This is a genomic window from Streptomyces sp. NPDC015661 (genome assembly GCF_043077765.1).
In the GTDB taxonomy this organism is placed as follows: domain Bacteria; phylum Actinomycetota; class Actinomycetes; order Streptomycetales; family Streptomycetaceae; genus Streptomyces.
Map to the genome: position 1 here is coordinate 34,599 of NZ_JBIBST010000007.1, position 23,267 is coordinate 57,865.

At 72.7% G+C, this 23,267-nt stretch carries 18 protein-coding genes; 5 read left to right on the forward strand and 13 right to left on the reverse strand.

Annotation, left to right across the window (positions count from 1 at the left end):
- Positions 1-63 precede the first annotated feature (63 nt).
- The 4 genes from ACF07V_RS19665 to ACF07V_RS19680 are packed head-to-tail and all read left to right on the forward strand — an operon-like array spanning position 64 to position 4,652.
- Positions 64-1,404 (forward strand): ABC transporter substrate-binding protein, encoded by a 1,341-nt coding sequence (locus ACF07V_RS19665; RefSeq protein WP_392155731.1) that lies wholly within the window; start codon positions 64-66, stop codon positions 1,402-1,404.
- Positions 1,401-2,207 carry a rhamnogalacturonan acetylesterase gene (locus tag ACF07V_RS19670; protein WP_392155733.1) on the forward strand — a complete coding sequence of 269 codons (807 nt, stop codon included), beginning with the start codon at positions 1,401-1,403 and terminating at the stop codon, positions 2,205-2,207. The genes ACF07V_RS19665 and ACF07V_RS19670 overlap by 4 nt, the downstream gene beginning before the upstream one ends.
- Positions 2,204-3,499, forward strand: coding sequence for a polysaccharide lyase family 1 protein (locus tag ACF07V_RS19675; protein WP_392155734.1), 1,296 nt, complete (start codon positions 2,204-2,206; stop codon positions 3,497-3,499). The genes ACF07V_RS19670 and ACF07V_RS19675 overlap by 4 nt, the downstream gene beginning before the upstream one ends.
- A 22-nt stretch (positions 3,500-3,521) precedes the next feature.
- A complete protein-coding gene (locus ACF07V_RS19680; protein ID WP_392155736.1) occupies positions 3,522-4,652 on the forward strand; it encodes a pectinesterase family protein in 1,131 nt (376 codons plus the stop codon).
- 16 nt (positions 4,653-4,668) lie between these two features.
- Here ACF07V_RS19680 and ACF07V_RS19685 read toward each other — a convergent pair whose 3' ends face one another.
- The 7 genes from ACF07V_RS19685 to ACF07V_RS19715 all read right to left on the reverse strand — a co-directional run bounded on the left by ACF07V_RS19685 (position 4,669) and on the right by ACF07V_RS19715 (position 11,892).
- Positions 4,669-6,168 (reverse strand): carboxylesterase/lipase family protein, encoded by a 1,500-nt coding sequence (locus ACF07V_RS19685; protein ID WP_392155738.1) that lies wholly within the window; start codon positions 6,166-6,168, stop codon positions 4,669-4,671.
- Positions 6,169-6,256: 88 nt separating this feature from the next.
- Positions 6,257-7,924 (reverse strand): rhamnogalacturonan lyase B N-terminal domain-containing protein, encoded by a 1,668-nt coding sequence (locus tag ACF07V_RS19690; RefSeq protein ID WP_392155739.1) that lies wholly within the window; start codon positions 7,922-7,924, stop codon positions 6,257-6,259.
- A 145-nt stretch (positions 7,925-8,069) separates the two neighbouring features.
- Positions 8,070-8,648: a hypothetical protein gene (locus ACF07V_RS19695; protein WP_392155741.1), complete on the reverse strand. Its 579-nt coding sequence runs from the start codon at positions 8,646-8,648 to the stop codon at positions 8,070-8,072.
- A gap of 153 nt (positions 8,649-8,801) precedes the next feature.
- A complete protein-coding gene (locus ACF07V_RS19700; RefSeq protein WP_392155743.1) occupies positions 8,802-9,563 on the reverse strand; it encodes a MerR family transcriptional regulator in 762 nt (253 codons plus the stop codon).
- Between the two features lie 85 nt (positions 9,564-9,648).
- A complete protein-coding gene (locus ACF07V_RS19705) occupies positions 9,649-10,317 on the reverse strand; it encodes a hypothetical protein (RefSeq protein ID WP_392155744.1) in 669 nt (222 codons plus the stop codon).
- Positions 10,317-10,856, reverse strand: coding sequence for a SigE family RNA polymerase sigma factor (locus ACF07V_RS19710; protein ID WP_392155746.1), 540 nt, complete (start codon positions 10,854-10,856; stop codon positions 10,317-10,319). Before ACF07V_RS19710 ends, ACF07V_RS19705 begins: the two co-directional genes overlap by 1 nt.
- Complete coding sequence (locus ACF07V_RS19715) at positions 10,837-11,892, reverse strand: LacI family DNA-binding transcriptional regulator (protein ID WP_392155748.1); 1,056 nt, start codon at positions 11,890-11,892, stop codon at positions 10,837-10,839. Before ACF07V_RS19715 ends, ACF07V_RS19710 begins: the two co-directional genes overlap by 20 nt.
- A gap of 284 nt (positions 11,893-12,176) precedes the next feature.
- On the opposite strand from ACF07V_RS19715, the gene ACF07V_RS19720 reads away from it, so the two are divergent.
- Positions 12,177-15,065 carry a glycoside hydrolase family 2 TIM barrel-domain containing protein gene (locus ACF07V_RS19720; protein ID WP_392155750.1) on the forward strand — a complete coding sequence of 963 codons (2,889 nt, stop codon included), beginning with the start codon at positions 12,177-12,179 and terminating at the stop codon, positions 15,063-15,065.
- On the opposite strand, the gene ACF07V_RS19725 is transcribed toward ACF07V_RS19720, so the two are convergent.
- The 6 genes from ACF07V_RS19725 to ACF07V_RS19750 all read right to left on the reverse strand — a co-directional run bounded on the left by ACF07V_RS19725 (position 15,062) and on the right by ACF07V_RS19750 (position 23,121).
- Positions 15,062-16,114 carry a rhamnogalacturonan acetylesterase gene (locus ACF07V_RS19725; RefSeq protein WP_392155751.1) on the reverse strand — a complete coding sequence of 351 codons (1,053 nt, stop codon included), beginning with the start codon at positions 16,112-16,114 and terminating at the stop codon, positions 15,062-15,064. The two genes, ACF07V_RS19720 and ACF07V_RS19725, sit on opposite strands and share 4 nt — an antisense overlap.
- A gap of 8 nt (positions 16,115-16,122) precedes the next feature.
- On the reverse strand, positions 16,123-18,855 hold the full coding sequence (locus tag ACF07V_RS19730; protein ID WP_392155753.1) for a Tat pathway signal sequence domain protein: 2,733 nt from the start codon (positions 18,853-18,855) through the stop codon (positions 16,123-16,125).
- A 504-nt stretch (positions 18,856-19,359) separates the two neighbouring features.
- A complete protein-coding gene (locus ACF07V_RS19735; protein ID WP_392155755.1) occupies positions 19,360-19,938 on the reverse strand; it encodes a hypothetical protein in 579 nt (192 codons plus the stop codon).
- Complete coding sequence (locus tag ACF07V_RS19740) at positions 19,935-20,795, reverse strand: carbohydrate ABC transporter permease (RefSeq protein ID WP_392155757.1); 861 nt, start codon at positions 20,793-20,795, stop codon at positions 19,935-19,937. Before ACF07V_RS19740 ends, ACF07V_RS19735 begins: the two co-directional genes overlap by 4 nt.
- Positions 20,792-21,838, reverse strand: a complete 1,047-nt coding sequence (locus ACF07V_RS19745) for a carbohydrate ABC transporter permease (RefSeq protein WP_392155759.1) — start codon at positions 21,836-21,838, stop codon at positions 20,792-20,794. The genes ACF07V_RS19740 and ACF07V_RS19745 overlap by 4 nt, the downstream gene beginning before the upstream one ends.
- A complete protein-coding gene (locus ACF07V_RS19750) occupies positions 21,838-23,121 on the reverse strand; it encodes an ABC transporter substrate-binding protein (protein WP_392155761.1) in 1,284 nt (427 codons plus the stop codon). Before ACF07V_RS19750 ends, ACF07V_RS19745 begins: the two co-directional genes overlap by 1 nt.
- Positions 23,122-23,267 lie beyond the last annotated feature (146 nt).

Sequence of the window (23,267 nt, forward strand, 5' to 3'; positions counted from 1 at the left end):
GCACTCCCCCTCACCCGCAAGACCCCGAGATCACCCGCAAGACCCGAGAGAAGAGAGCCGACGATGACCATCTTCCCCGGCGGACGGCGCAGAGCCGCCCTCGCCCTCGCCCTGTCCGGTGTCCTCGCCCTGACCGCCACCGCCTGCGGTGACGACGGCAGCGGCGCGGGCGGCGACAAGGGCACCGAGGGATCGGGCAAGGGAAAGATCACCTTCTGGGACAACAACGGTGGTGTCCGCACCGAGGTCTGGAAGGAGATCATCGCGGACTTCGAGAAGGCGAACCCCGACATCGACGTCGAGTACGTCGGGATCGCCTCCAAGGAGGTCCAGTCCAAGTACGACACCGCCATCCAGGGCGACGGCCTGCCGGACGTGGGCGGCGTCGGCGCGGCGATGCTCGCCGGGATCGCCGCGCAGAACGCCCTGGAGCCGCTGGACGCCCGGATCGAGGGCAGCTCCCTGAAGGGCAAGTTGAACCCCGGCATGGTCGCGAGCGTGAAGTCGGCGGGCGGCCGGGACAAGCTGTTCACCGTCCCCACCTCCGCCAGCAACGGCGTCCTCTACTACCGCACCGACCTGTTCAAGGCCGCCGGCCTGCCGGAGCCCACCACCTGGTCGAAGTTCTACGCGGCGGCCGACAAGCTGACCGCCGCCGACAAGAACCGTTTCGGCTACACGATCCGCGGCGGCGCCGGCTCCATCGCCCAGGCGCTCGACGCCATGTACGGCCAGAGCGGCATCACCAGCTTCTGGAACGGCGACAGAACGACCGTCAACGACCCGAAGAACGTGGCGGCCCTGGAGAAGTACGCCGCGCTCTACAAGAAGGACACCCCGGCCGCCGACGTCAACAACGACTTCACCAAGATGGTCGCGCAGTGGGACAGCGGCGAGATCGGCATGCTGAACCACAACCTGGGCTCGTACCAGGACCATGTGAAGGCGCTCGGCACGGGCAGGTTCCGGGGCATCCCGAACCCGACGCTCGACGACGGCACCCGGGTCCAGGTCTCCAACCCGGTCGACGGCCTCGGCCTCTTCTCGTCGAGCAAGAACAAGGCCGCCGCCTGGAAGTTCATCGAGTTCGCCGCCTCCCACGCCTCCAACAGCAAGTGGAACAGGTCGGCCGGCGCGATCCCCGCCAACACGGAGGCCGCCGCGGACCCGTGGCTCGCGGAATCCGAGCCCACCAAGCTCGGCGCCGAGGTCCTCTTCAGCGGCAAGGCCACGATCGTCGAGCTGCCGTACTACCTGCCCGACTGGAACACGATCTCCAAGGCCGACAACGAACCCGGCTTCCAGAAGGTCCTGCTCGGCAAGTCCACCGCGAAGGAGTTCCTGGACCACCTCGCCGAGCAGCTGAACACGGCGCAGGCCGAGTGGAAGCAGCAGAACCGGTGAGCGTCGTCCGCCGCGCCGTCGTCACGGCCGGGGCGGGCCTCGCGCTCGCCCTGGCCGGGGCCCCCGCCGCCCGGGCCCAGGAACAGTCCCGGACGCGCACGGTCTTCCTCGCGGGCGACTCCACGGCCGCCCAGAAGTACGCCGACGCCGCGCCGGAGACCGGCTGGGGCATGGCGCTCCCCTTCTTCCTGCACCGGGACATCACGGTCGCCAACCACGCGGTCAACGGCCGCAGCACCAAGAGCTTCCTCGACGAGGGCCGGCTCGAACCGATCCTGGCGGCGCTCCGGCCCGGCGATCTGCTCCTGATCCAGTTCGGCCACAACGACGAGAAGGTCGCCGACCCCACCCGCTACACCGAGCCGTGGACCACCTACCAGGACAACCTCAGGGTCTTCGTCGAGGGCGCGCGGTCCCGGGGCGCCCTCCCGGTGCTCGCCACCTCCGTGGAGCGGCGGAAGTTCGCGGCGGACGGCACCGCGCTGCGCACGCACGGCGCCTACCCGGCGGCGATGCGGGAGGTGGCCGTGGAGTCGGACGTACCGCTGCTCGACATCGAGGCGCTGTCCCTGGCGCTGTGGCAGCGGCTCGGCCCGGAGGCCACGAAGACGTACTTCAACTGGACGGCGACCGAGCAGGACAACACGCACTTCAACCCGCCGGGGGCGATCGAGGTGGCCCGTCTGGTCGCCGCCGAACTCCTGCGCACCCATGTCCTCGCGCCGCGCGAGACGCGCCGCCTGGACGACGCGATACCCACCGAGTGGATCACCTGGCCCGCACCCGAGGAGAACCGACCGTGAACCGACGCAAGCAGCTGGGAGTGGTGGCCGCGACCGCCCTCGTCCTCACGGTGACCGCCCCGGTGGCCGGCGCGCACGCCGCCCACCGGCCCGGCGGCGACCCGGCCCGCGCGACCCTGCCGGCCGGTGACGGCTGGGCGTCCGCCGGCACCGGCACCACCGGCGGGTCCGCGGCCGACGCCTCCCGGGTCTTCACCGTCACCACCTGGGAGCAGTTCCGGAACGCGCTGGCCGTGCCCGGCACGGAACCCCGCATCGTGAGGGTGGCCGGCGTCCTGGACGCCACCGCCGCCGGCTGCGCGGTGTTCGAGGCCCCCGGCTACGACTTCGCCCGCTACCTCGCCGACTACGACCCCGCCGTCTGGGGGTACGAGAAGGAGGTCAGCGGCCCCCAGGAGGACCTGCGGGCGGCCTCGGCCACGGCACAGGGGCAGGCGATCAAGGTGAAGGTCCCCGCCAACACCACGATCGTCGGCGTCGGAAGGCACGCCGGGATCACCGGTGGCAGCCTCCAGGTGCAGGGCGTGGACAACGTCGTCGTCCGCAACCTCACCCTGGAGTCCCCCCTCGACTGCTTCCCGCAGTGGGACCCCACCGACGGGGCGACGGGCGCGTGGAACTCCGAGTACGACAGCCTGGTCGTGTACGGCTCCAGCCATGTCTGGATCGACCACGACACCTTCACCGACGGGGCCCACCCGGACAGTTCGCTGCCCTCGTACTACGGGGAGGTCTACCAGCGGCACGACGGCGAACTCGACATCGTGCGGGGCGCGGACCTCGTCACCGTCTCCTGGAACGTCTTCACCGACCACGACAAGACGCTGATGATCGGCAACAGCGACAGCGCGGGCGCCACCGACCGGGGCAGGCTCCGCGTGACCCTCCACCACAACCTCTTCGAGAACGTGGTGGAGCGCGCGCCCCGGGTGCGCTTCGGGCAGGTCGACGCGTACAACAACCATTTCGTGGTGCCCGGTCCGGCGTACGTGTACAGCCTCGGCATCGGCCAGGAGTCGCAACTCGTCGCCGAGAAGAACGCGTTCACGCTCGCCGCCGACGTCCCCGCCGGGAAGATCCTGAAGAAGTGGAAGGACGCGCCGGTCACGGCCTCCGGCAACTACGTCGACGGGAGCCCGGTCGACCTGCTCGCCGTGCACAACGCGCAGTACCCCGCAGAGCAGTTGCGCGCGGACGCGGGCTGGACCCCGGTCCTGCGCACCCGGGTCGACCACCCCCTGGCCGTCCCGGCCCTCGTCGACCACCGGGCCGGCGCCGGCCGTCTCCGCTGAGCCCCCGGGAAGGAGGACCCGCATGTCTTCGCACCCCACCGGAGCCGACGGCCCCGGACGCCGCGCCCTGCTCACCGCCGGCCTCGGCGGCGCTCTCGCCCTGGCCCTGCCGGCCGGGACCGCGAGCGCCGCTCCCCCGGCGCCCTTCGGCAGTCTCGGCTCGCCCGCCGCCCGGCTCACCGCCCGGACCCTGTATGTGCACCCCGGCGGCCTGGGCGACCACACCACGGTCCAGGCGGCGGTCACCGCGGCCGAGGGACCCGGCTGGACGCTGGTGCTCGCCCCCGGAACGTACCGCGAGACGGTCACGGTGAGCCCCGCCCGTACGGACATGACGTGGATCGGCGCGAGCGGGGACCCCCGGGACGTCGTCGTGGTGTACGCCAACGCGGCCGGCTCGCCCCGGCCCGGGGGCGGCACCTACGGCACGTCCGGCTCCGCGACCACCACCGTCCAGGCGGACGGCTTCACCGCGCAGGGCGTCACCTTCGCCAACGACTTCCTCCGCACGGACCTCCCGGGGAATCCCGGCACCCAGGCCGTGGCACTGAAGGCACAGGGTGACCGGTCGGCCTTCTTCCACTGCCGGTTCCTCGGCCACCAGGACACCCTGTACGCCGATTCCATGACCCTCGCGGCCGTGGCCCGGCAGTACTTCGCGCACTGCTACGCCGAGGGGGACGTCGACTTCGTCTTCGGCCGGGCCCGGGCGGTCTTCGAGCACTGCCACTTCCGTACGCTGCTCCGCCCGGACCTGGCGGCCGCCCCGCACGGCTTCGTCTTCGCCCCCTCCACGGCCAGGACGAACCCGTACGGCTTCCTCGCCGCCCGCTGCCGGATCACCAGCGAGGCCCCGGACGGCTTCTACAAGCTGGCCAGGCCCTGGGTGCCGGGCTCGGACCCCACCGCCCGGCCCTCGCTCGTGGTCCGGGACAGCGTCCTCGGCCCCGGGATCGACGCCGTCGCCCCGTACGCGAACATGCGCGAGGCCTACCCCTGGCAGGAGCAGCGGTTCGCCGAGTACCGCAACACCGGCCCGGGCGCCGGGATCACGGTTCCGGAGAACCGCCCCCAGCTCGACCCCGCCGAGGCCGCGACCGTGACCCGGACGACGTACCTGGGCGACTGGGCTCCCCGGAGGCCCTGCGCCTGACGGCCGGGCTCCGTGATCAGGGACGCAGCAGGGGGAACTCGGCCCGCTCCCAGAGGGCGCGGAGCGCGAGGGGCTCGTCCCGCTCCTCCCCCTCGGTCCGCCACACCCTCGCCTGCGCGGTGGTGTCGTCGTACGCCGGCCAGCCCGGGTCTCCGGTGGCGGCGAAACCGGTCCAGGCGCCCACCATCCGGCGGGCCAGGTCGTGGTCGGCGGCGGTGGGGGCGCCGCCGATGAGGAACGCGACGCAGTCCTTGCCGACGTTGCCGAAGGCGAAGGGGATGTCCGCGCAGTGCCAGGCCCGCACGGTTCCGTGCGGGCCGCCGCGGCGGCGGTCGAAGCGCGACAGGAACGCCCGGCCGCCGCCCCGGGCCTGCTGCTCGGCGAGCCGGTGGGCGTACTCGCCGAAGAGGAGGTCGCCGAAGACGGCCAGATGGACGTCGAGCACCGGGGCGTCGGGCAGCGCGGCGCGATAGCCGGCGACCAGACCGTCGGGCAGCCCGAAGTCCTCGGCGAATCGGTCCAGTTGGTCCTCGGTGGTGACCTTGGCGCAGCTGTCGACGGCGTCGAACAGCCAGTACTCCTCCGTGGTGTGGCACACGAGGAGGTCCACGTCCCGGCCCGCTCCGGCGGCCAGACCCGTGAGGGGGTCGACGGTCAGGATGTCGCCGTCGAGGACGGGCGCGTACAGCGAGGGGTCGTAGTGGCGGGACCCGGAGGCCGGGTCCCGCCGGTAGGCCTCGACGACCCGGTCCGAGGCGGCGAGCAGGGCCTGCGGGGTCGCGGCGGCCAGGCCCTCGGGGGTGGCCGGGCAGCCGGCCTCGGCGGCGACCTCGCGGGTGGTCGCGGCGGCGATGTCGCGCGTGTAGTGGGGGCTGGCGGGGCTGTGGACGACGGCCCGGCGGAACAGGCCGCGCGCCCGGTCCATCACCATGAGGCAGGCGACCGAGGCGCCCCCGGAGGACTGGCCGGCGACGGTCACGTTGCCGGGGTCCCCGCCGAAGGCGGCGATGTTCTCCCGCACCCAGCGCAGGGCGGCGATCTGGTCGAGGAGCCCCCGGTTGTCGGGGTACGACGTCTCCCCGGCGTCCGGGATGTGCCCGAACCCCTCGAAGCCCACCCGGTAGTTGAGGGTGACGACGACCAGTCCGGCACGGGCCAGGGCGTCACCGTCGAAGTCGGGCTGGGCGGAGGAGCCGAAGGTGTAGGCGCCGCCGTGGATCCAGACCAGGACGGGCAGCGAGCCGCCGTCCGGGGCCGGGGTCCACACGTTGACGGTGAGGACGTCCTCGTCGCCCGGCGACCACACGGGCGAGCCGGGCAGCTCCGCCGACTGCGGGGCGACGGGACCGAAGGCCGTGCAGTCCCGTACGCCGCTCCAGGCGTCCGCCGGGGCGGGCTCCCGGAACCGGTGGGCGCCGAACGGCGGTGCGGCGTACGGGATTCCGAGCACGGCGACGACCTCGTCCGACGCCCGGAAGCCTCGTACCGCACCGCACGTCGTCTTGAATGTGTCCATGGCCTCAGCCTGCCATCACACCCCTGACCGGCACCAACACCAAGATCATGACGATTGACGCACGGGCGGTGTCAATGGTGCGCGGGCGTCACGGCAGCAGATCGACGCAGTCGATCGCGGTGCCGGGGCTGAGGAAGCCGGTGCCGGTGGAGCCGCTGACGATGTTCAGCCGGAGCACGTTGTACTGGCTCGGGTCCGTCTTCCAGGCGCTCGCCGGGACGACGTACGTGAAGGTGTGGTTGTTGCCCCGGTACGAGCCGTTGGTCAGCGACCGGGTCGACGGCTGGGTCGGGGGCGAGGGGATCGCGGAGACCCAGTCGTTGACGGTGACCTGCGGGCGTCCGTTGAGGAAGGCCGTGGTGACGCCGATCCTCAGGGTGTGCGCCGCGGCGGCCTGGGCGGCGGTGAGCCTGAAGTACACGAGGACGCCGTCGTTGACGTCCTTCCAGAGGTAGCAGGGGAAGGATCCGGACACGTCCCCGCCGTCGAGGACGACGTTCCCGGTCCAGGGCGCGGCGCGGACGTCGGCGGGGTGGGCGTACGTCATGAGGCCCGCGTTCTTGAAGGCGCCGGGGGTGCCGTCCCAGTCGCCGACGCGCCAGATCGCGGGGGCCGTGCTCGGATCGTCGGCGAGGGTGATCGTGTGGAGGGCGGTGGCGGTCCCGGCGGTGACGGTCACCGTGCCGGTGTGGACGGCGAGTTCGCCCTTGTACACGGTGAGGGTGTACGTGCCGGGCAGCATGCCCCGGCAGGAGAAGGCGCCGGTGCCGGCGGCGGCACCGGTCCAGTACTGGGCGTCGGCGTTGGCGAAGCCGACCGTGTACGGATGGTCCGGGTCCATGCCGGCGAGGCCCACGCCCGCGACCCGGCCGCGTCCGGCGGCGCCGACCCAGTTCGGGAGGGCGAGGCCGTCGACCCAGGAGGTGTCGTGGTTCGCGGCGTACAGCGCCGGGTCGGGTGCGCCGCCGTCGGTGAACGCGAGGACGTAGGGCCCCTGGAGGCCGAAGCGCATCGCCTCGGTCTGGGACTGGTTGTAGTGGAGGATCTCGTAGAGGCCGACGCCGAGTTCGTTGGAGTGGCGGAGCAGCGAGCGGTAGAAGGGCCCGCCGGAGGCCTTCTCGTGGTTGGAGCGGACCATCCAGAGGCCGACGGAGCCGGTGGTGTACCCGATGTGGGTGTAGTCCATGACGCGGACGCCGGAGTAGTGCTTGGAACGGGTCTGTCCGTCGGCCCGCTGCCACACGTCCCCGGCCTCGATGACGGTGTCGGCGCCCTCGACCCAGGAGTCGGAGCCCTCGTTGGGGAAGATCCCCGGCTTGAGGCGGGCGATGAAGCGGGTGGCGGTGACGGAGGTGTCGGCCTTGTCGGTCCACAGATAGACGTTGTTGAAGCCCGCGCGGGCCGCCAGATAGTGGCGGAGGGTGCCGTGGACGACGGTGACGAGGACGGTGGAGCCGGTCTGGGCGATGGTGACGGTGGAGGTGCCGAGGCCGGACTCGACGTGCGAGTGCTTGCCGCCGTACCCCTCGTACTCCTTGCCCTTGTGAACGAGCGAGGTGAGGTCGCCGGTCGACTTGGAGACCTTGAAGACGAGTCCGGCGCCGGTGTCGACGACGTACTGGCTCCCGTCGTCGCTCCAGCCGAACCCGGCGGCGCCGGCCGTGGACGGGACCACCGCGAGCGCGGCTCCGGCGGCCGCCGCGCCGAGGAGGGTGCGGCGGTGCAGGGGGAGGCGGGGTGTGTCGTACGGGCTCATCGGCTACGTCTCCTTCGACGGCGTGCGGACTCGTTGTCCTCAGGTCGCCGCCGCGGGGAGAAGGGTTGCCGCTCGGGCCCGTGCCGGGGGACGGGACGGACGGCCCGGGGGTCCGCCGTTGTTCACGACGGAGACGCCCCCGTCACTACCGCGGCGCGCTGTGGGCGCGACGCCTGCCGTACGCGACGGCGAGCAGCGCGAGCAGCGGCCCCCACAGCACCAGCGGGGCGTAGCAGACGTAGTAGGAGACGGCCATCCACCCACCCCTCCGGCTGGGGAAGTCCGCGGGCAGAGGGGCGCCCTGGAGCGTGGTGCCCATGATCTCCGTGGCGAGGGTCAGCACGGTCCACAGGAGCGTGAGGGCGGTGGCGCCGAGGGCGGCGGGCACCAGCACCGCCGCCGGAGGGACCCGGCGGCCGCGCAGGCCCGGGACCCAGGCGGGGACGACCTCGCCCCAGCGGGCGACGAGCCCGAACGCGGTGAAGGCGACCGCCTCGGAGAAGACCGAGAGGAAGACGATGTACACGCGCTCGCCGATGCCGATCCCGGCGTCGAAGGCGGCGGGGAGACGCCAGAGGCTCGCCGGGAGCACCGTCAGGGGCACGGCGAGCGCGAGGAGCCGGGCGCGGGGCGAGACGCCCGGGACGGGGGTGTGGGCGGCGCGCCAGGCGGCGCGGAACCGGCCCTGTCCTTCGCCGCGGAAACCGGTACTCGTCGTCTTCATCGCGCGGTCCTCGGTGTCGGTGGGCCGGCGGTCGGCCCGTCACCGACCACGGTCCCGTCCGCGAGGGCCCGGCGGATCGCCCGACGGGCCGAGCCCCCTCCGCCGCACGGGCGAGGGGGGATCGGCCCGGAGTAGTGCGCGGACCGGCCCGTCTCAGCTCAGCCGGGTGTCCGCGTAGACGGTCATCGCCCGGCACTCGTACTCGGCGAGACCGACGGCGATCCGGTCGAAGTTCTCCCGGAACCGGTCGTCCTCGACGTAGGTCCGGGCCAGCCCCCGGTACGCCTCGGCGTTCGGGGTCCAGAAGCGGCAGACGTCCCGGTAGTGGACGTCCACCTCGGCCTGGACCGCAGGGGCGTCGGCGGGCGTGCCGGCGGCCATGAACTCGGCGAAGCGGATCATCTGGGCGGTGACCTCGCGCTGCCACCGCTCGGCGGTCTCCGGGGTCAGCGCCTCGACGGCCTGCCGGGACTGCTCGTACGCCTGCGGATAGCGCTCGCGGGTCTCGGCCTCCAGGTCGGGGTCGGGCTGGAAGCCCTCGAAGAGGTTCTCGGGGCGGTTGATCTCCACCATGTGCTCGTCCTCGTTTTCCTCGAGTTCGGCGATGGTGCGGGCGACCGTGCGGGCCAGGGTGCCGAGCCGGTCCTGCTCCGCGAGCAGCCGGGCGTGGTGCTCGCGCAGGACCGTCACGCGGTCGGCCCCGCTGTCCAGGACCTCCCGGATCTCGCGCAGGCCCAGATCCAGCTCCCGCATGAGCAGGATCTGCTGGAGGCGCAGCAGCTGGGGCTCCTCGTAGTGACGGTGCCCGTCGCTCGCGGTCCACGCGGGCTCCAGCAGACCGATCTCGTCGTAGTGCCGCAGCGTCCGGGAGGTCACCCCGGACATCCGGGCCACGTCCGCGATCGACCAGGCCATGACGGTGTCCTTCCTTCGCCGGGGCCGGTGTCTCCGGCCCCGCTCGAAGAACGTAGGGGTTGACGCCGCGTCAACCGCAAGTCGTTCAGTTCCCGCGGGGCCCGAAGCCGCCCCGGAGGGTGGTGCGGCCGCCGTCGGTGCCGGTCAGGACGATGTCGTACGTGTCGGCCGAGGCGTCGCGCACGCCTTCGGCGTGGTTGTACTGGCCGGCGAAGGTGTGGGAGCCGGGCGGCACCGGGCGCCCCGGCTTGAGCGTCCACCGGTAGACCAGGGCCCTGGGTTCCGCGGTCACGGTCACGGTGAAGTCCTCGGCGGGGCGGGTGCGCCAGTGCCCCGTGCTCGCGACGCCGGGGGTACGGGCGATCCGCAGCTCGACGGTGAGGCCGGCGAGCGGCGATCCCGTCGTCACGGCGAGGTCGCTCTGTGCCCACCAGCGGTTGCTGCCGGGGTCGACGGTGCCGGTGGCGCGGGCCGTGGGGCCGGGCGCGGGCAGGGTGGTGGCGGGTCCGGCGGGCCGGTCGTCCCGGGTGGTCACCGCGAGGCCGCCGATGCCGACGACCCCGGCGACGGCCGCGGTGACGGCGAGGACCACGACCCGGCGGCGGCCGGCCGACGGGCGAGGCGATCGGGTGCGCCGGCCGGCCGGCGCGGGCGCGGCCATGCCCCGTTCCACCCGGGCGAGGATGCGGGCGTGGTCGGGCCGGTGCGCGCGCGCCGCCTCCCGCAGCTCGCGGCGGAGCCGTGTCTCGTCCATCAGCGCCTCCCCGCGGCGAGTTCGGTGGCGGCCCGGTCGCCGAGCAGCCGCTGGAGTTCCGCCATGCCCTTGGCCGTCTGGCTCTTGACCGTGCCGACGGAGACGCCGAGCGCGAGGGCGGTGTCGCGTTCGGAGAGGTCGAAGGCGTGCCGGAGCACGACGCAGGCGCGCTTGCGGAAGGGCAGGGCACGCAGCGCGGTGCGCACGTCGACGACGGCGGGGACGTCCGGGTCCTCGGTGTGCTCCGGGCGGCGGTCCCAGAAGGCGGCGATCCGGCGCCGTTCGCGGACCGTGCCGCGGATGCGGGTGCGGACGAGGTTGGCGACGACGCCCCGGGCGTAGGCGGCGGGGTGGTCGGCGGCGCGGACCCGGTCCCAGCGGTTCCACAGCGCGAGCATGGCGTCGGCGGCGAGGTCGTCGGCGGCGTCGCTCTCGCCGGTCAACAGATGGGCCAGGCGCGCGAGTTCGGCGTAGTGGCGCTCGAAGAAGGCCCGGAACTCCGTCGCGTCGTCGTCGGCGTCAGCGCCCGCCGTGATCACGAGCGTCCTCGGTGCGGAAGGCCGGGCCCGTGCTCGCGCGGGCCGTGAGGACGGGCGCGATGAGCCGCGCCCCGCGCGGGGGCTCACCGTCGAGGCGGCCGACGATCCGCTCGACGGCGAGGCGGCCCATCTCCCGGGCGGGTACGGAGACGGAGGTGAGCGGCACGGAGGCGTGCACGGCGACCTGGTCGGGGCAGATGGCGACGACGGAGACGTCCTCGGGCACGGCGCGGCCCTGGTGGCGCAGGAGCGCGAGGAGGGGTTCGACGGCGGCCTCGTTCTGGACGACGAGGGCGGTGGTGCCGGGGCGTTCCTCGAAGACGCGGGTGACGGCGGCGGCGACGGCCGCGTAGGTGCCGTCGACGGGACGGTGGAGCAGTCCGACAGCGTGGGTCCCGGCGGCGGCGCGCAGTCCGGTGAGGGTGCGGGCGGCGAAGCCCGTGCCCCGCTCGTACACGGCGGGCGGTTCACCGAGGACCGCGATCCGGGTGTGGCCGAGGCCGGCGAGGTGCTCGACGCAGCGGGCTCCGGCGGCCTCGAAGTCGAGGTCGACGCTGTCGAGTCCGGTGGCGTCGGCGGCCTCCACCGTCTCGGCGGGCAGGCCGATGAGTACGGAGGGCCGCTCGGCCTCCTGGAGGCAGGGGAGCCGGGGGTCGTCGAGCCCGACGTCCATGACGATCATGGCGTCGGCGACGGCGCTGCCCTCGACGCGGCGGACGGCCTCGGGGCCTTCCTCTCCGGTGAGCAGCAGCACGTCGTAGCCGTGGGAGCGCGCGGTGGTGGTGACGGCCATCGCGATCTCCATCATCACGGGGACGTAGAGGCCGGTGCGCAGCGGCATCATCAGCGCGAGGATGTTCGTCCGGCTGCTGGCGAGCGCGCGGGCACCGGCGTGCGGCCGGTAGCCGAGGGCGTCGATGCTGTGCTGGATGCGCTCGCGGGTGGGGGCGGATATGGAGCGCTTCCCGCTGAGCACGTAGCTGACGGTGCTGGCCGAGACGCCGGCGTGGCGGGCGACATCGGCGAGGGTGACCACGTGCGTGCTCCTGGACGGTTCCCGGTGGTGCGGGCGGCCGCCCGACGATTCGGCTCCCGACCCTAAGCGGCGGTTCGTCGAGCTGTCCAGGCGGGTCGCGAAGAGTCCAAGGACCCGGGCCCCGGGTGGGGTTGTGCACGGCTTCCCGGCGCGGTGGGATGGACACCGTCCGGCAAGCGCTTTCTGCACCGTCATGGGGCTCCCCGTCCTCTCTGCGAAACCTCCGGCACCTCTCGCCTCTCTCCCCTCTCACCCCTCTCACCCCTCTCTCCGACAGGAGGATCATGTCCGCCCTGCCCTGGTACGAAGACGTCTCCCCCGGTCGCGGCACGCTCCCGCCCCGCGCCTGGTACGCCCGCTCCGACGCCGTCGCCCTCTCCCTCGGCGGCGACTGGGCCTTCCGTCTCTCCCCCACCGCCGACGCCGAGGACGCCTCGTTCGCGGCCCCCGGCTTCGACGCGGGCGCCTGGGGGACGGTCACGGTGCCGGGCCACTGGGTGCTCCAGGGCAAGGGCACGGAGTACGGCGGCCCGGCCTACACCAACGTCCGCTACCCCTTCCCCGTCGACGCGCCCCGCGTCCCCACCGAGAACCCCACCGGCGACCATCTGCGCCGCTTCGACCTGCCCGCCGACTGGCCGGCGGAGGGCGGGGCCGTCCTCCGCTTCGACGGGGTCGAGTCCTGCGCCCGGGTCTGGCTCAACGGCACGGAGCTCGGCGAGTTCAAGGGCTCCCGGCTGGCCCACGAGTTCGCCGTCGGCCCCCTTCTGAAGGCCCGGGACAACGTCCTCGCCGTCCGTGTCCACCAGTGGTCCTCCGGTTCCTACCTGGAGGACCAGGACCAGTGGTGGCTGCCCGGCGTCTTCCGTGACGTGACGCTGCTCCACCGGCCGGAGGGCGCACCCGGCGACTTCTTCGTGCACGCCTCGTACGACCACCTCACAGGCGAAGGCACCCTGCACGTCGAGTGCGACGTACCCGGACGGGTCACCGTGCCCGAACTCGGCCTCGACCTCGCCACGGGGGCGGCGGCGAGGGTGCGGGTAGAACCGTGGAGCGCCGAGGTCCCCCGCCTGTACGAGGGTGAACTCGCCACCGCCGGCGAACGGATCCCGCTGCGGATCGGCTTCCGGACGGTCGCGGTCGAGGACGGCGTCCTGAAGGTCAACGGGCGCCGGATCCTCTTCCGGGGCGTGAACCGGCACGAGTTCCACCCGGAGCACGGCCGCGCGCTCGACCTCGCGACCCTGCGCGCGGACGTGGAGCTGATGAAGCGGCACAACGTCAACGCCGTCCGCACCTCCCACTACCCGCCGCACCCCGCCTTCCTCGACCTGTGCGACGCGTACGGGCTGTGGGTCGTCGACGAGGGCGACCTGGAGACGCACGGATTCCAGGAACTCGACTGGCAGGGCAACCCGGTCGACGACCCGCGCTGGACGCCGGCCCTGCTCGACCGGGCGGCCCGGCTCGTCGAACGCGACAAGAACCACCCCTCGGTCGTCCTGTGGTCCCTCGGCAACGAATGCGGAACGGGCGCCGGGCTCACCGCCATGGCGGAGTGGATCCGCGATCGCGACCCGTCCCGGCTCGTCCACTACGAGGGCGACCGCTCCTGCGCCGACACCGACGTCTACTCGCGGATGTACGTCCCGCACGCCGAGGTCGAGGAGATCGGCCGCCGGGCCGACGGGGGCCCGGAGGCCCGGCGCGCACTCCCGTTCCTCATGTGCGAGTACGCCCACGCCATGGGCAACGGGCCCGGCGGTCTCCCGGAGTACCAGCGGCTCTTCGAGACGTACGAGCGCTGCCAGGGCGGCTTCGTCTGGGAGTGGATCGACCACGGCCTGGCCCACCCCGTCCACGGGTACGGCTACGGCGGGGACTTCGGGGAGGAACTGCACGACGGGAACTTCGTCTGCGACGGGCTGCTGTTCCCCGACCGGACGCCGTCGCCGGGGCTGCTCGAGTACAAGAAGGTGATCGAACCCGTCCGGATCAGCTCCGGGGGTCCGGGCACCGTCCTGGTGACGAACGGTCATGACGTCGCCGACCTCGCGCATCTCGCCTTCACCTGGTCCTTCCTGGCCGACGGCGAGACCCTCGCCGGCGGCCCCCTTGAGGTGCCCGCGCTCGCCGCCGGGGAGAGCGCCCGCGTCGCACTGCCGACGCCGCCCGCGCACCCGGCGGAGGCCGAGACGCGCTGGACCGTACGCGCGGAACTCGCCACCGCCACCGCCTGGGCCCCGCAGGGCCACGAGGTGGCGTGGGGGCAGTTCCCGGCGACCGAGGCCGCCGGGCCCGTCCCCGCCCCGCGTGAGGTGACCACCGTGCGGCCCGTCCTGGCCGGGGGAAGGATCGTCCTCGGCCCCGGGGTCTTCGACCTCCGCAGCGGTGAGCCGCTGGCCCTCGGCGGCGTCCCCGTCACCGGTGGTCTGCGGCTCGACGTCTGGCGGGCGCCCACCGACAACGACGACGGTGCGCCCTGGCAGCCCGACGAGCAGCACGGGCCGCTCTGGCGCGAGCTCGGGCTGCACCGGATGCGGCACCGCGTCGACGAGGTCGCCCTCGACGGCGACACCCTGACCGTACGGACACGGGTGGCGCCCGCCGCCCAGGCGGTCGGCCTGCGCACCACGTACCGCTGGACCTCGGACGGCACGGCGCTGCGGCTCCGGGTGGAGGTCGCCCCCGAGGGCGACTGGCGGTTGCCGCTCCCCCGGCTCGGCGTCCGCCTCGGTCTGCCGGCCGCCCTGGACCGGGCCGTCTGGTACGGCGGCGGGCCGGGCGAGGCCTACCCCGACACCCGGGCCGCCGCCCGGCTCGGCCGCTGGGAGGCCGCGGTGGACGCGCTCCGGACCCCGTACCTGCGACCGCAGGAGAACGGGGCCCGGATCGACACCCGGTGGCTCTCGCTCACCGGCGGAGGCGACGGCGTACGGGTGGCGGGCGAGCCCGCCTTCGCGTTCACCGCCCGCCGCTGGACCACCGAGCAGCTGGACGCGGCCGCCCACGACACCGATCTGGTGCCGGGCGACACCCTCTGGCTGCACCTGGACCACGCCCAGCACGGCATCGGCTCGCAGTCCTGTGGACCGGGGGTGCTGCCCGAACACCGGCTCGGCGTGGCCCCGGCGTCCTTCTCCTTCACGTTCTCCCCCGTGGGGGGTTAGGGCCGGAACAGCGGGGCCGGGAGGATGCCCCGGGCCCGCAGCTCCCCGGCGACGAGGGCCGCGTACTCGGTGGCCCCACGGACCGAGGTGTGGGTGTTGTCCCGCTTCTCGGCCGTCAGGTAGAGCGCCTTGGACGCCTCCGGGCCCAGCTGTTCGACCCGCGCCTTCGTGAGGGCGGTGAGGTCGATCAGCGGGGTCCCGAGGGTGCCGGCGAGGGCCCGGATCTCGGCCGGGTGGTCGACGCCGAGGCCGTTGACCAGCAGCGCGATCCCGTTGTTCAGGGTGCCGTCGGCGTTGAACCAGCGCCGTACGACGGGCGTCACCAGGACCGGTTCGCCGCCCCTCGCCCGTACCCGCTCGACCAGCGTCGTGAGGTTGGCCCGGTACGTGGCCGCGTCCGTCTGCTTGTCGTTGTGGGCGAGCTGGATCAGGACCGGGTCCCCGGGCCGGATCTCGGCCTCCACCCGGTCGAAGAGCGCCGGGTTCGCCAGGAAGGTGACGGTGCTCTCGCCGGAGTCGGCGTGGTTGGCGACGGCGACGCCCCGCCGGAGGTGGACCGGCAGCATCTGCCCCCACCCGGTGTACGGATCGCCCGGCTGGTCGCAGACCGTCGAGTCCCCGACCAGGAAGAGCCGCCGGGCGGCGGGCGCCGGGGTCACCCGGAGCGCGGTGACGCGGGGGGCCGACCCGCCGAGGACGAGGTCGAGGCCCGGGCTGCCGGTGCCCCCGGTGGGCTCGCCCTCGGGGTCGCGGACGTCCACGGTGAAGGAGCGCCGAAGCAGCTCCCCCGCCCCGGTGGCGGTCTCGGCGAGCAGCGCCCGCCGGGTCTCGCCGCTGACGGCGGTCGCCCCGGCGCTCTCGCCGCCGAGGGTCACGGTCACGTCGTACGTACCGGGGGCGATGTCGAAGTGGCAGGCGAGCGCCCCGGTGCCGGTGGGGGCGCAGTGGTCGAGGCCCTGTCCGAAGGGACCGTCGGCGTGGGCGGCGGGCGCGGCGGCGAGCGTCCCGAGCAGGGCCGCCGCCGTGGCGAGCAGGGCTGTCGTTCTCATCGTGGGCCTCACTTGGGCAGGTGCTCGCCGACGAGGGCGAGGTTCTGGATGGCGGCGAGTCCGAACAGGGCGGTGGTGTTGGTGCTGATCCACAGGTGCTCGTAGCCGGGTTCGAGGGCGGCGGAGCCCTGGACGGGGGTCTTTTCCCAGACCATGGCCGCCGTGTACCCGTCGCTCTTGTCGAACCTGGCCCAGGCGCGCTGCGCGAGCTTGGTGTCGTTCAACTGGGCCGCGGCGTAGGCGTCCTGGCGCGAGTGGCCCTGGAAGAGGAGCAGCGTTCCGAAGTTCTGTCCGTAACGGGCGGCCTGTTCGGTCTTGGTGGCGTTGAAGTAGCGGCAGTAGTCGAGCCAGGCGCTCTTGAAGGCCGGCATGTCGATGAGGTCGATGAGTTCGGCGCACATCTCGACGAGGCCGAACATGGCGGAGAGGTGGGAGACGCCGACGACGGGCTTGTCGGCGATCGCGAAGCGGCCGGTGTCGAGGTCGTAGAGGCCGGTGCCCTGCACGAAGCCGTTGGGCTGGGCGGCGATCGTCTCCATGGTGGAGCGCAGCCGCGCCTCGGCCTTGGCGGCCTTGGGGCCGCCTCGCTCCCACTCGGTGAGCCAGGCCGCGGCGAGACCGCTCCAGTCGGTGCCGAAGCCGACCGACAGGGCGTGCCGGTCGGGGGTGTAGGGCTCGGTGCGGATCTTGCGGATGGGGTCGAGGACGAGGAAGGTCTCGTCGGAGTCGACCTGCTCGTGCATGAGGTCTCCGACCCGTTCGTCGGCGGTGAGGAAGTAGTAGGGCCGGCGGTAGACGGCGGTGGAGATCCGCTGCTGCTTCGCGCTGTCGGCGAAGTGCTGGACGCCGTGGCGGGTGCCGAGGCCGGCCCACTGTCCGAGGTGGTAGACGTCGACCTCGCCGGTGTGGCGGGTCATGGCCTCGGCGAAGCGGAAGACGTCGGCGCGGCCGGAGCGCAGGTAGGCGTACCAGAGCCAGAGGTCGGGCGAGAGTTCGGAGTTGTCCCAGGCGTAGCCGCCGATGTCGTACCGCCACTGGTGCCGGTCCTCGTCGTAGGTGTGCATGATGTCGCCGTAGTCCCAGAAGCCGTACCAACGGCGCTGCTCGGCCTGGTCCTTGTAGTACGCGAAGAGGTAGTCGAGGTGGTCCTCGATCCTGGCCTTCGCCGGGGTGGACCGGTCGACGGGCGAGAAGAGCCCGCCGAACACCCGGGCGCGGACGAGGTCTTCGGGGCTCGCCGCCAGCTGCGGCGGGGTGCGGACGGCGGCGGCCTGGGCGACGAGGGTGTCGGCGGTGGGGGTGGCGGCGTTGGCCCAGAACATCAGCTCGCTGGTACGGGCGATGCCGTAGGGGGTGCCGAAGCCGGGCTCGTGGTCCTCGTAGGTGATGTTGAGGCCTTCGAGCTGTTCGGCGTACGTGTCCTGGCCCATGCCGTCGTGGTAGAAGCGCAGGTCCATGGGCTGGGCCTCGGGCGACCAGAGCCAGAGGGTGACCTCGGCGGCGTCGCCGGCGGCGCCGCGGACGTCGAGCTGGGCGGGGTGCTTCTGCCAGAAGTCCCGCAGACCGAAGGAGAGTCCGCCGGTCACGCCGCCGACGTAGCCGAAACCGCTCGCGCGGCGGCCGCCGCCGGCGGCGATCCAACCGTGCCCGGCCTTGGTGCGCTTGCGGATCCCGAACCCGTCGGCGGAGAGCTGGGACAGGGTGTAGTCGCCCCAGGTGGGGACGTACTGGAGGCGGCTGGTGACGCGCTGGTCCCAGGTGGCGGGGTCGGGCAGCTTCTCGCCCTTGACCTGGGCGGTGCGGACGGCGGCGCCGGGATCACGGCGCAGGCCGGTGATGCCCTGGACGGCTTCGGTGAGGAAGCCGGCGCCCTCGCCGGCGATGCGGATGTGGCGGTCGTAGGGTGCGTCGCGCAGGGGAACGGTGAACCGGACGCCGAGGCCACGGATGAAGTCCTGGTTCTGGTCGCCGTCGTAGGTGATCGTGTGCACCATCCGGAAGGACTCGGACCCGGCGTAGAAGTACAGCCGCACGGAGAACGGCAGCCAACTTCGGCTTCCCTTGCGGTGCTTGCCGTCGACCCGGACCACGGCCCGGACGGGGCCGCTCTGTTCGACGGTGGCTCCGGAGATCTCGCCGTCGAACCGCTCCCACTTGGCGTTGCCCTGGTCGCCGTCGACGAGGTCGCTCTGCCGGAGGAGGACCAGCCGGCCGTCGGTCGCGATCTTCACGCCGTCGCGGGTGACGGACTCGACGAGCTTCCCGCCGTCCTTGGAGAGGACGGCCCGGACGGTCCCCGTGTCGACGGTGATGCGGCGGTCGGTCTGGCTGACGGAGACGGTCTTCGCGCCGTCGGCGGAGGTCCCGGGGGCGAGGCTGAACCGCTCGGCGCCGGCGGCCTCGGGCCCGACGGCGTGCGCGGTCCACTTGAGGGAACCGTCGGGCCAGCGGGCGGTCGTCCACGTCTGTACGGGGACGGGGGCGCCGTCGGCGGTGGTGAGCGCGAAGGTCCGGTCGGCGGGGTGAACGCCCTGGGGCCAGGCGACACCGAAGGTCGACCCGGCGGCCGCACCGAGCCCGCCGGGCTCCAGCCAGGCGACGGTCGCGGGGCGATCGGCGGCGGTTGCCTCGGCGGGCACGGCGGCCCGGGCGTCCCCACGCCCGAGTGCCCAGCTGAACTGCGCGGCGGCCCCGGCCACGGCGGCGGCCTTGAGGAGGGAACGACGAGGGAGGGAGGACACGGAAACTCCTTTCGAGGGCATGCGGAGGGCATGCCTGTGGAAGTGGGGGTTCTGGGGGGAGGTCTTCGGCCGGGACCAACGGGACGGCGCCCGCCTGCCCGTGCGGTGCGGTGCCCCCGCCCGTGTGGGCCCGCGCCCGGCTGGGCGGTGCCCCCGCCCACCGCCGTGCGGGCAATCGTCCCGCTGGGGCGATGGGGTCCCCCTGCTCGAGCCAAGCCGAGAGCTTGGGGGAGGGTGGGCACACGGGACGGCGCGCCTGGCCGCGCCCCCGCCTTCCGCTCCTGGACCCGCACCACGAGTGCGCCGTACCTGCGGTGCGGGTTCAGGCGCGGGAGCCTCTGGCGCCGGCAAGGGCGCCGTCCGTTGTGCCCACCCGTTCCGCCCCTTGCGGAACGCCTGCCCACAACGGGGGGGCGGCGGGTGGGCACCGCCTCGGCGGAACGCCTGCCCGCAACGGGGTCGGCGCCGCCCGGCGGAACGCGTGCCCACAACGGGGGTGGCGGGTCAGGTGGGCGTTGGGGATCCGCGGCGTTCGGCCGCCACGGTCGCGGCGACCAGGATCCCGAGGGCCGGCAGGGCCAGTGGGGCGGAGAACCAGGCCGACGCCGCCATGACGACCAGGCCGCAGACCACCAGGAGCGATCCCGCCGGGTCTCGCAGGGCGCGCCGCGCCGCGGGAGCCAGCAGGGGCCGCCACGTCAGCGACGGACGCCACGCCGTGGCCGCCCGGAGGACCGTGACCGTCAGCCACAGCGCCGCGAGGATCGCCAGCGCCCCCGCCGCCCGGCCGCCGGGCACCGGCACCACCCGTACGAGCGTGAGGTCCGCCCCGACCAGCGCGAGGACGGCGAGACTGCCGAGGCCCACTCCCCAGCCGCCGCCCCGCAGGGCCGCCCGCAGGTCCGCGGCGAAGGACCGCAGGCCCGCGGCCTCGCCGCCCGTCCAGCGCCGCAGATGCCCCGCGCCGGCCGCCAGCGCCGCCGGAAGCGTCACCAGTGGCAGGGCGGCCACCGCGATCCAGACCCCGACCAGCAGGCTCTCGGCGAAGGCCCCGAAGCCGGCCCGGAAGCGTTCGCTCCTCACTTGAGCCCCGACGTGGCCATGCCGTCGATGAGGTAGCGCTGGAAGGCGAGGAAGAAGGCGATGACCGGGAGGAGCGCGACGAGCGACATCGCGATCATGCCGCCGTAGTTGGCGACGCCGTCCTGGTCGACGAACATCTTGAGGCCCAGCGAGACCGTGTACTTCTCGGGATCGTTGAGGTAGATCAGCGGGCCCATGAAGTCGTTCCACGCGTTGATGAAGGTGAAGATCGCGCTGGTGATGAGCGCCGGCCGGCACAGCGGCAGCACGATCGACCAGTACGTCCGCAGGTGCCCGCAGCCGTCGAGCCGCGCCGCCTCGTCGAGCTCCCTGGGCAGCCCCCGCATGAACTGGAGCATGAGGAAGACGAAGAAGGCGTCCGTGGCCAGGTACTTGCCCAGCAGCAACGGCGTGTAGGTGTTGACGAGTTCCAGCTTCTGGAACAGCACGTACTGCGGGATGAGCAGCACGTGGTACGGCAGCAGCAGCGTCCCGATCATCAGGGTGAAGAGCAGCCCGCGCCCGGCGAAGCCGATCTTGGCGAAGGCGTACGCGGCGAGCGAGCTGGAGATCAGCACGCCGATCACCGAACCGACGGCCAGGAAGAGGGAGTTGCCGAAGAAGGTGGAGAGGGGGATGTCGGCGATGCCGTCGGCGAGCCGCCGGTAGTTGTCGGTGAGGGGATGGGTGGGGAGGAGGTTCAGGCTGCCGACGATCTCGTCGTTCGGCTTGAAGGACCCGCCGATCACCCACACCACCGGGTAGAGGATGACCGCGAGGACGGCCAGGGCACCGAGGTGCCAGGCGACGGAGCCCACCGGGCCCGTTCGTGTTCCCGTTCGCGTGGCGAGGCTCATCGGCCCCCCTCCTCGTAGTGCACCCAGCGCCGCTGGGACCAGAACAGGACCGCCGTGACCAGGCCGACGGCGAGCAGCAGCATCCAGGCCATGGCGGAGGCGAGGCCCATCCGGCTGTTCTCGAAGCCCTGGATGTAGAGGTAACAGGTGTAGACGAGGGTGCCGTCGGCCGGCCCGCAGGCATTGCCCTGGCTGCCGATGATGTAGGCGGAGCCGAAGATCTGGAAGGAGTGGATGGTCTCCAGGAGCACGTTGAAGAAGAGCACCGGCGAGATCATCGGCAGGGTGATGTGCCAGAACCTCCGCCAGGGGCTCGCCCCGTCGACCTGCGCCGCCTCGTACAGCTCGCGCGGCACCTGCTTGAGCCCGGCGAGGAAGATGACCATCGGCGCGCCGAACTGCCAGACGGTGAGGGCGACCAGGGCGTAGATGATCCGGTCGGGGTCGCCGATCCAGCCTCCGGCCTCCAGGCCGAAGAGCTGCTGCGTACGGTCGACGGCGGCGCCGTCGGAGAAGAGCGCGCGCCAGACGATGGCGATCGAGACGCTGGCCCCGACGAGCGAGGGCGCGTAGAACGCGGCCCGGTAGAAGCCCTGTCCGCGCCGGCTCTGGTTGAGCAGCAGGGCGACGCCGAGGGCGGCGGCGAGTTTCAGCGGGGTGCCGATGACCACGTACCGGCCGGTGACCTCGACGGAGGTCCGCCAGCGGGGGTCGCCGAACATCTCGGTGAAGTTGTCGAGGCCGATCCATCGCGGGGCGTCGAAGAGGTTGTAGTCGGTGAAGGCGAAGTAGAGCGAGGCGACCATCGGTCCCGCGGTGAGGAGCAGGAAGCCCGCTATCCAGGGGGACATGAAGAGGTAGCCGGCGAGGTTCTCCCGGCGCGCCCCGCCGGTGCGGCGCCGACCGCGCGCCCCGCCGGCGCGGCTCTCCCGGCGCGCCCCGCCGGTGCGCGGAGCGCCTCGCGGGCGCCCGCCGTCCGACGGGGAGTCCACGGGGAGGTCCGGTCGCGCGGAATCCGGTACGGAAGTCACGGCGGCGTCCATCAGGAGGACAGCGCCGTCTTCGCCTCGGTGAAGTACTGCTTCACCGCGTCCGCGACGGGCCGCTTGCCCAGGGACATCTCCTCGGAGAGCCGCAGGAAGGCGGCCTCGCAGACGTCGGCACCGGCCGGGTGCGGGGTGATCGGCTCCAGGACGCGGGACTCGACGAGCTGCTTCTCGTACGCGGCGATCTGCTTGCCGACCTCGTCGGTCGGCACGTACGCCCGGTACTGGGCCTCGGTGGCGGGGACGCCCCGGTCGTAGCCCATGATCTTCCCGACCTCGGGGTCGTGGACCATGAAGTCGATGAACTGGGCGACCTCCTCGGGGTGCTTGGTGCGCTTCGAGCCGCTGAGCATGAGGGAGCCGAGGTACTGGCCGGTCTTGTGGCCGTCCGTGGTGGGGATGGGCGCGAGGCCGTACCGGCTCTTGCCCTCGGCGGTGTAGCGGACGGCGAAGTTGTCCCAGGTGAACTCGGCACCCGCGAGTTCGGCGGTGACCGCCGACTTGGGCTTGGCCTGGATGGTCTTCTTCGGGTCGGCGTACACGCCGGACTTCACGCGCTCGAACGCCTTGGTCCACCAGTCCGTGAGGTCCGCCTCGGTGAAGCCGAGGCCGGAGGTGGTGAAGAAGGCCTTGCCGTGCTGGCGCAGGTAGAGGTCGTAGAGGTACATGATCCCGTACGGCCCCGCGTCGCCGGCCCGGCCCTGGCTGTCGTGGATCTTCGCGAGGGCCGCGTGGTACTCGTCCCAGGTCCAGCCGGGCTTCGGGGCGACGCCGGCCTTGGTGAAGACGGCCTGGTCGACGACGAGGGCCATCGAGTTGCTGCCGACGGGTATGCCGAGCAGCTTGCCGTCGACCTCGCCGAACTTCTCCAGGCCGGCCCGGAACCCTTCGAGGCGGAGGTGGCCCGCCTCGGCCTGCTCGCGCAGGTCGAGGAGGACGTTCTTCGCGTCGTACTTGCGGAGGAAGCCGATGGCGTTCTGGAAGACGTCCGGTGCGTTGCCGCCCGACGCCTGGGTGTTGAACTTCTTCCAGAAGTCGGCGTACGGCTGGAAGTCGGTCTTGATCTTGATCTTCGGGTACTTCTTCTCGAAGAGGGCGATCGACTGGTTGATCCGCTTGGCCCGGTCGTCGGAGCCCCACCATGCGTACCGGAGGGTGACGGTGCCGTCCCCGGATCCGGAGCCGGTGCCGCACCCCGCTGCGGTCAGCCCGAGGGCCGCGATCGACCCGCCCGCGAGCTTGAGCAGACCTCGCCGGTCAACAGTGCCTTGAGTACGCACAGTTCGTCCTCCGCGCGTCATTAGAACGTTTCAGGAAAGCGCTTGCTGGGACAAAGTAGGTTCGCTCGTCAGCCACGTCAACGCTTCGGACAGGATCTTTCGAAGCGCTTCGAAACGGGAGTGACCCAGGCCCTCTTGAAAGGATT

Bases quoted from the DNA above. Each gene is read 5' to 3' on its own strand.
- ACF07V_RS19665 (WP_392155731.1), top strand. From the start codon at position 64: ATGACCATCTTCCCCGGCGGACGGCGCAGAGCCGCCCTCGCCCTCGCC.
- ACF07V_RS19680 (WP_392155736.1), top strand. From the start codon at position 3,522: ATGTCTTCGCACCCCACCGGAGCCGACGGCCCCGGACGCCGCGCCCTG.
- ACF07V_RS19685 (WP_392155738.1), bottom strand. From the start codon at position 6,168: ATGGACACATTCAAGACGACGTGCGGTGCGGTACGAGGCTTCCGGGCG.
- ACF07V_RS19690 (WP_392155739.1), bottom strand. From the start codon at position 7,924: ATGAGCCCGTACGACACACCCCGCCTCCCCCTGCACCGCCGCACCCTC.
- ACF07V_RS19695 (WP_392155741.1), bottom strand. From the start codon at position 8,648: ATGAAGACGACGAGTACCGGTTTCCGCGGCGAAGGACAGGGCCGGTTC.
- ACF07V_RS19700 (WP_392155743.1), bottom strand. From the start codon at position 9,563: ATGGCCTGGTCGATCGCGGACGTGGCCCGGATGTCCGGGGTGACCTCC.
- ACF07V_RS19705 (WP_392155744.1), bottom strand. From the start codon at position 10,317: ATGGACGAGACACGGCTCCGCCGCGAGCTGCGGGAGGCGGCGCGCGCG.
- ACF07V_RS19720 (WP_392155750.1), top strand. From the start codon at position 12,177: ATGTCCGCCCTGCCCTGGTACGAAGACGTCTCCCCCGGTCGCGGCACG.
- ACF07V_RS19725 (WP_392155751.1), bottom strand. From the start codon at position 16,114: ATGAGAACGACAGCCCTGCTCGCCACGGCGGCGGCCCTGCTCGGGACG.
- ACF07V_RS19740 (WP_392155757.1), bottom strand. From the start codon at position 20,795: ATGAGCCTCGCCACGCGAACGGGAACACGAACGGGCCCGGTGGGCTCC.
- ACF07V_RS19745 (WP_392155759.1), bottom strand. From the start codon at position 21,838: ATGGACGCCGCCGTGACTTCCGTACCGGATTCCGCGCGACCGGACCTC.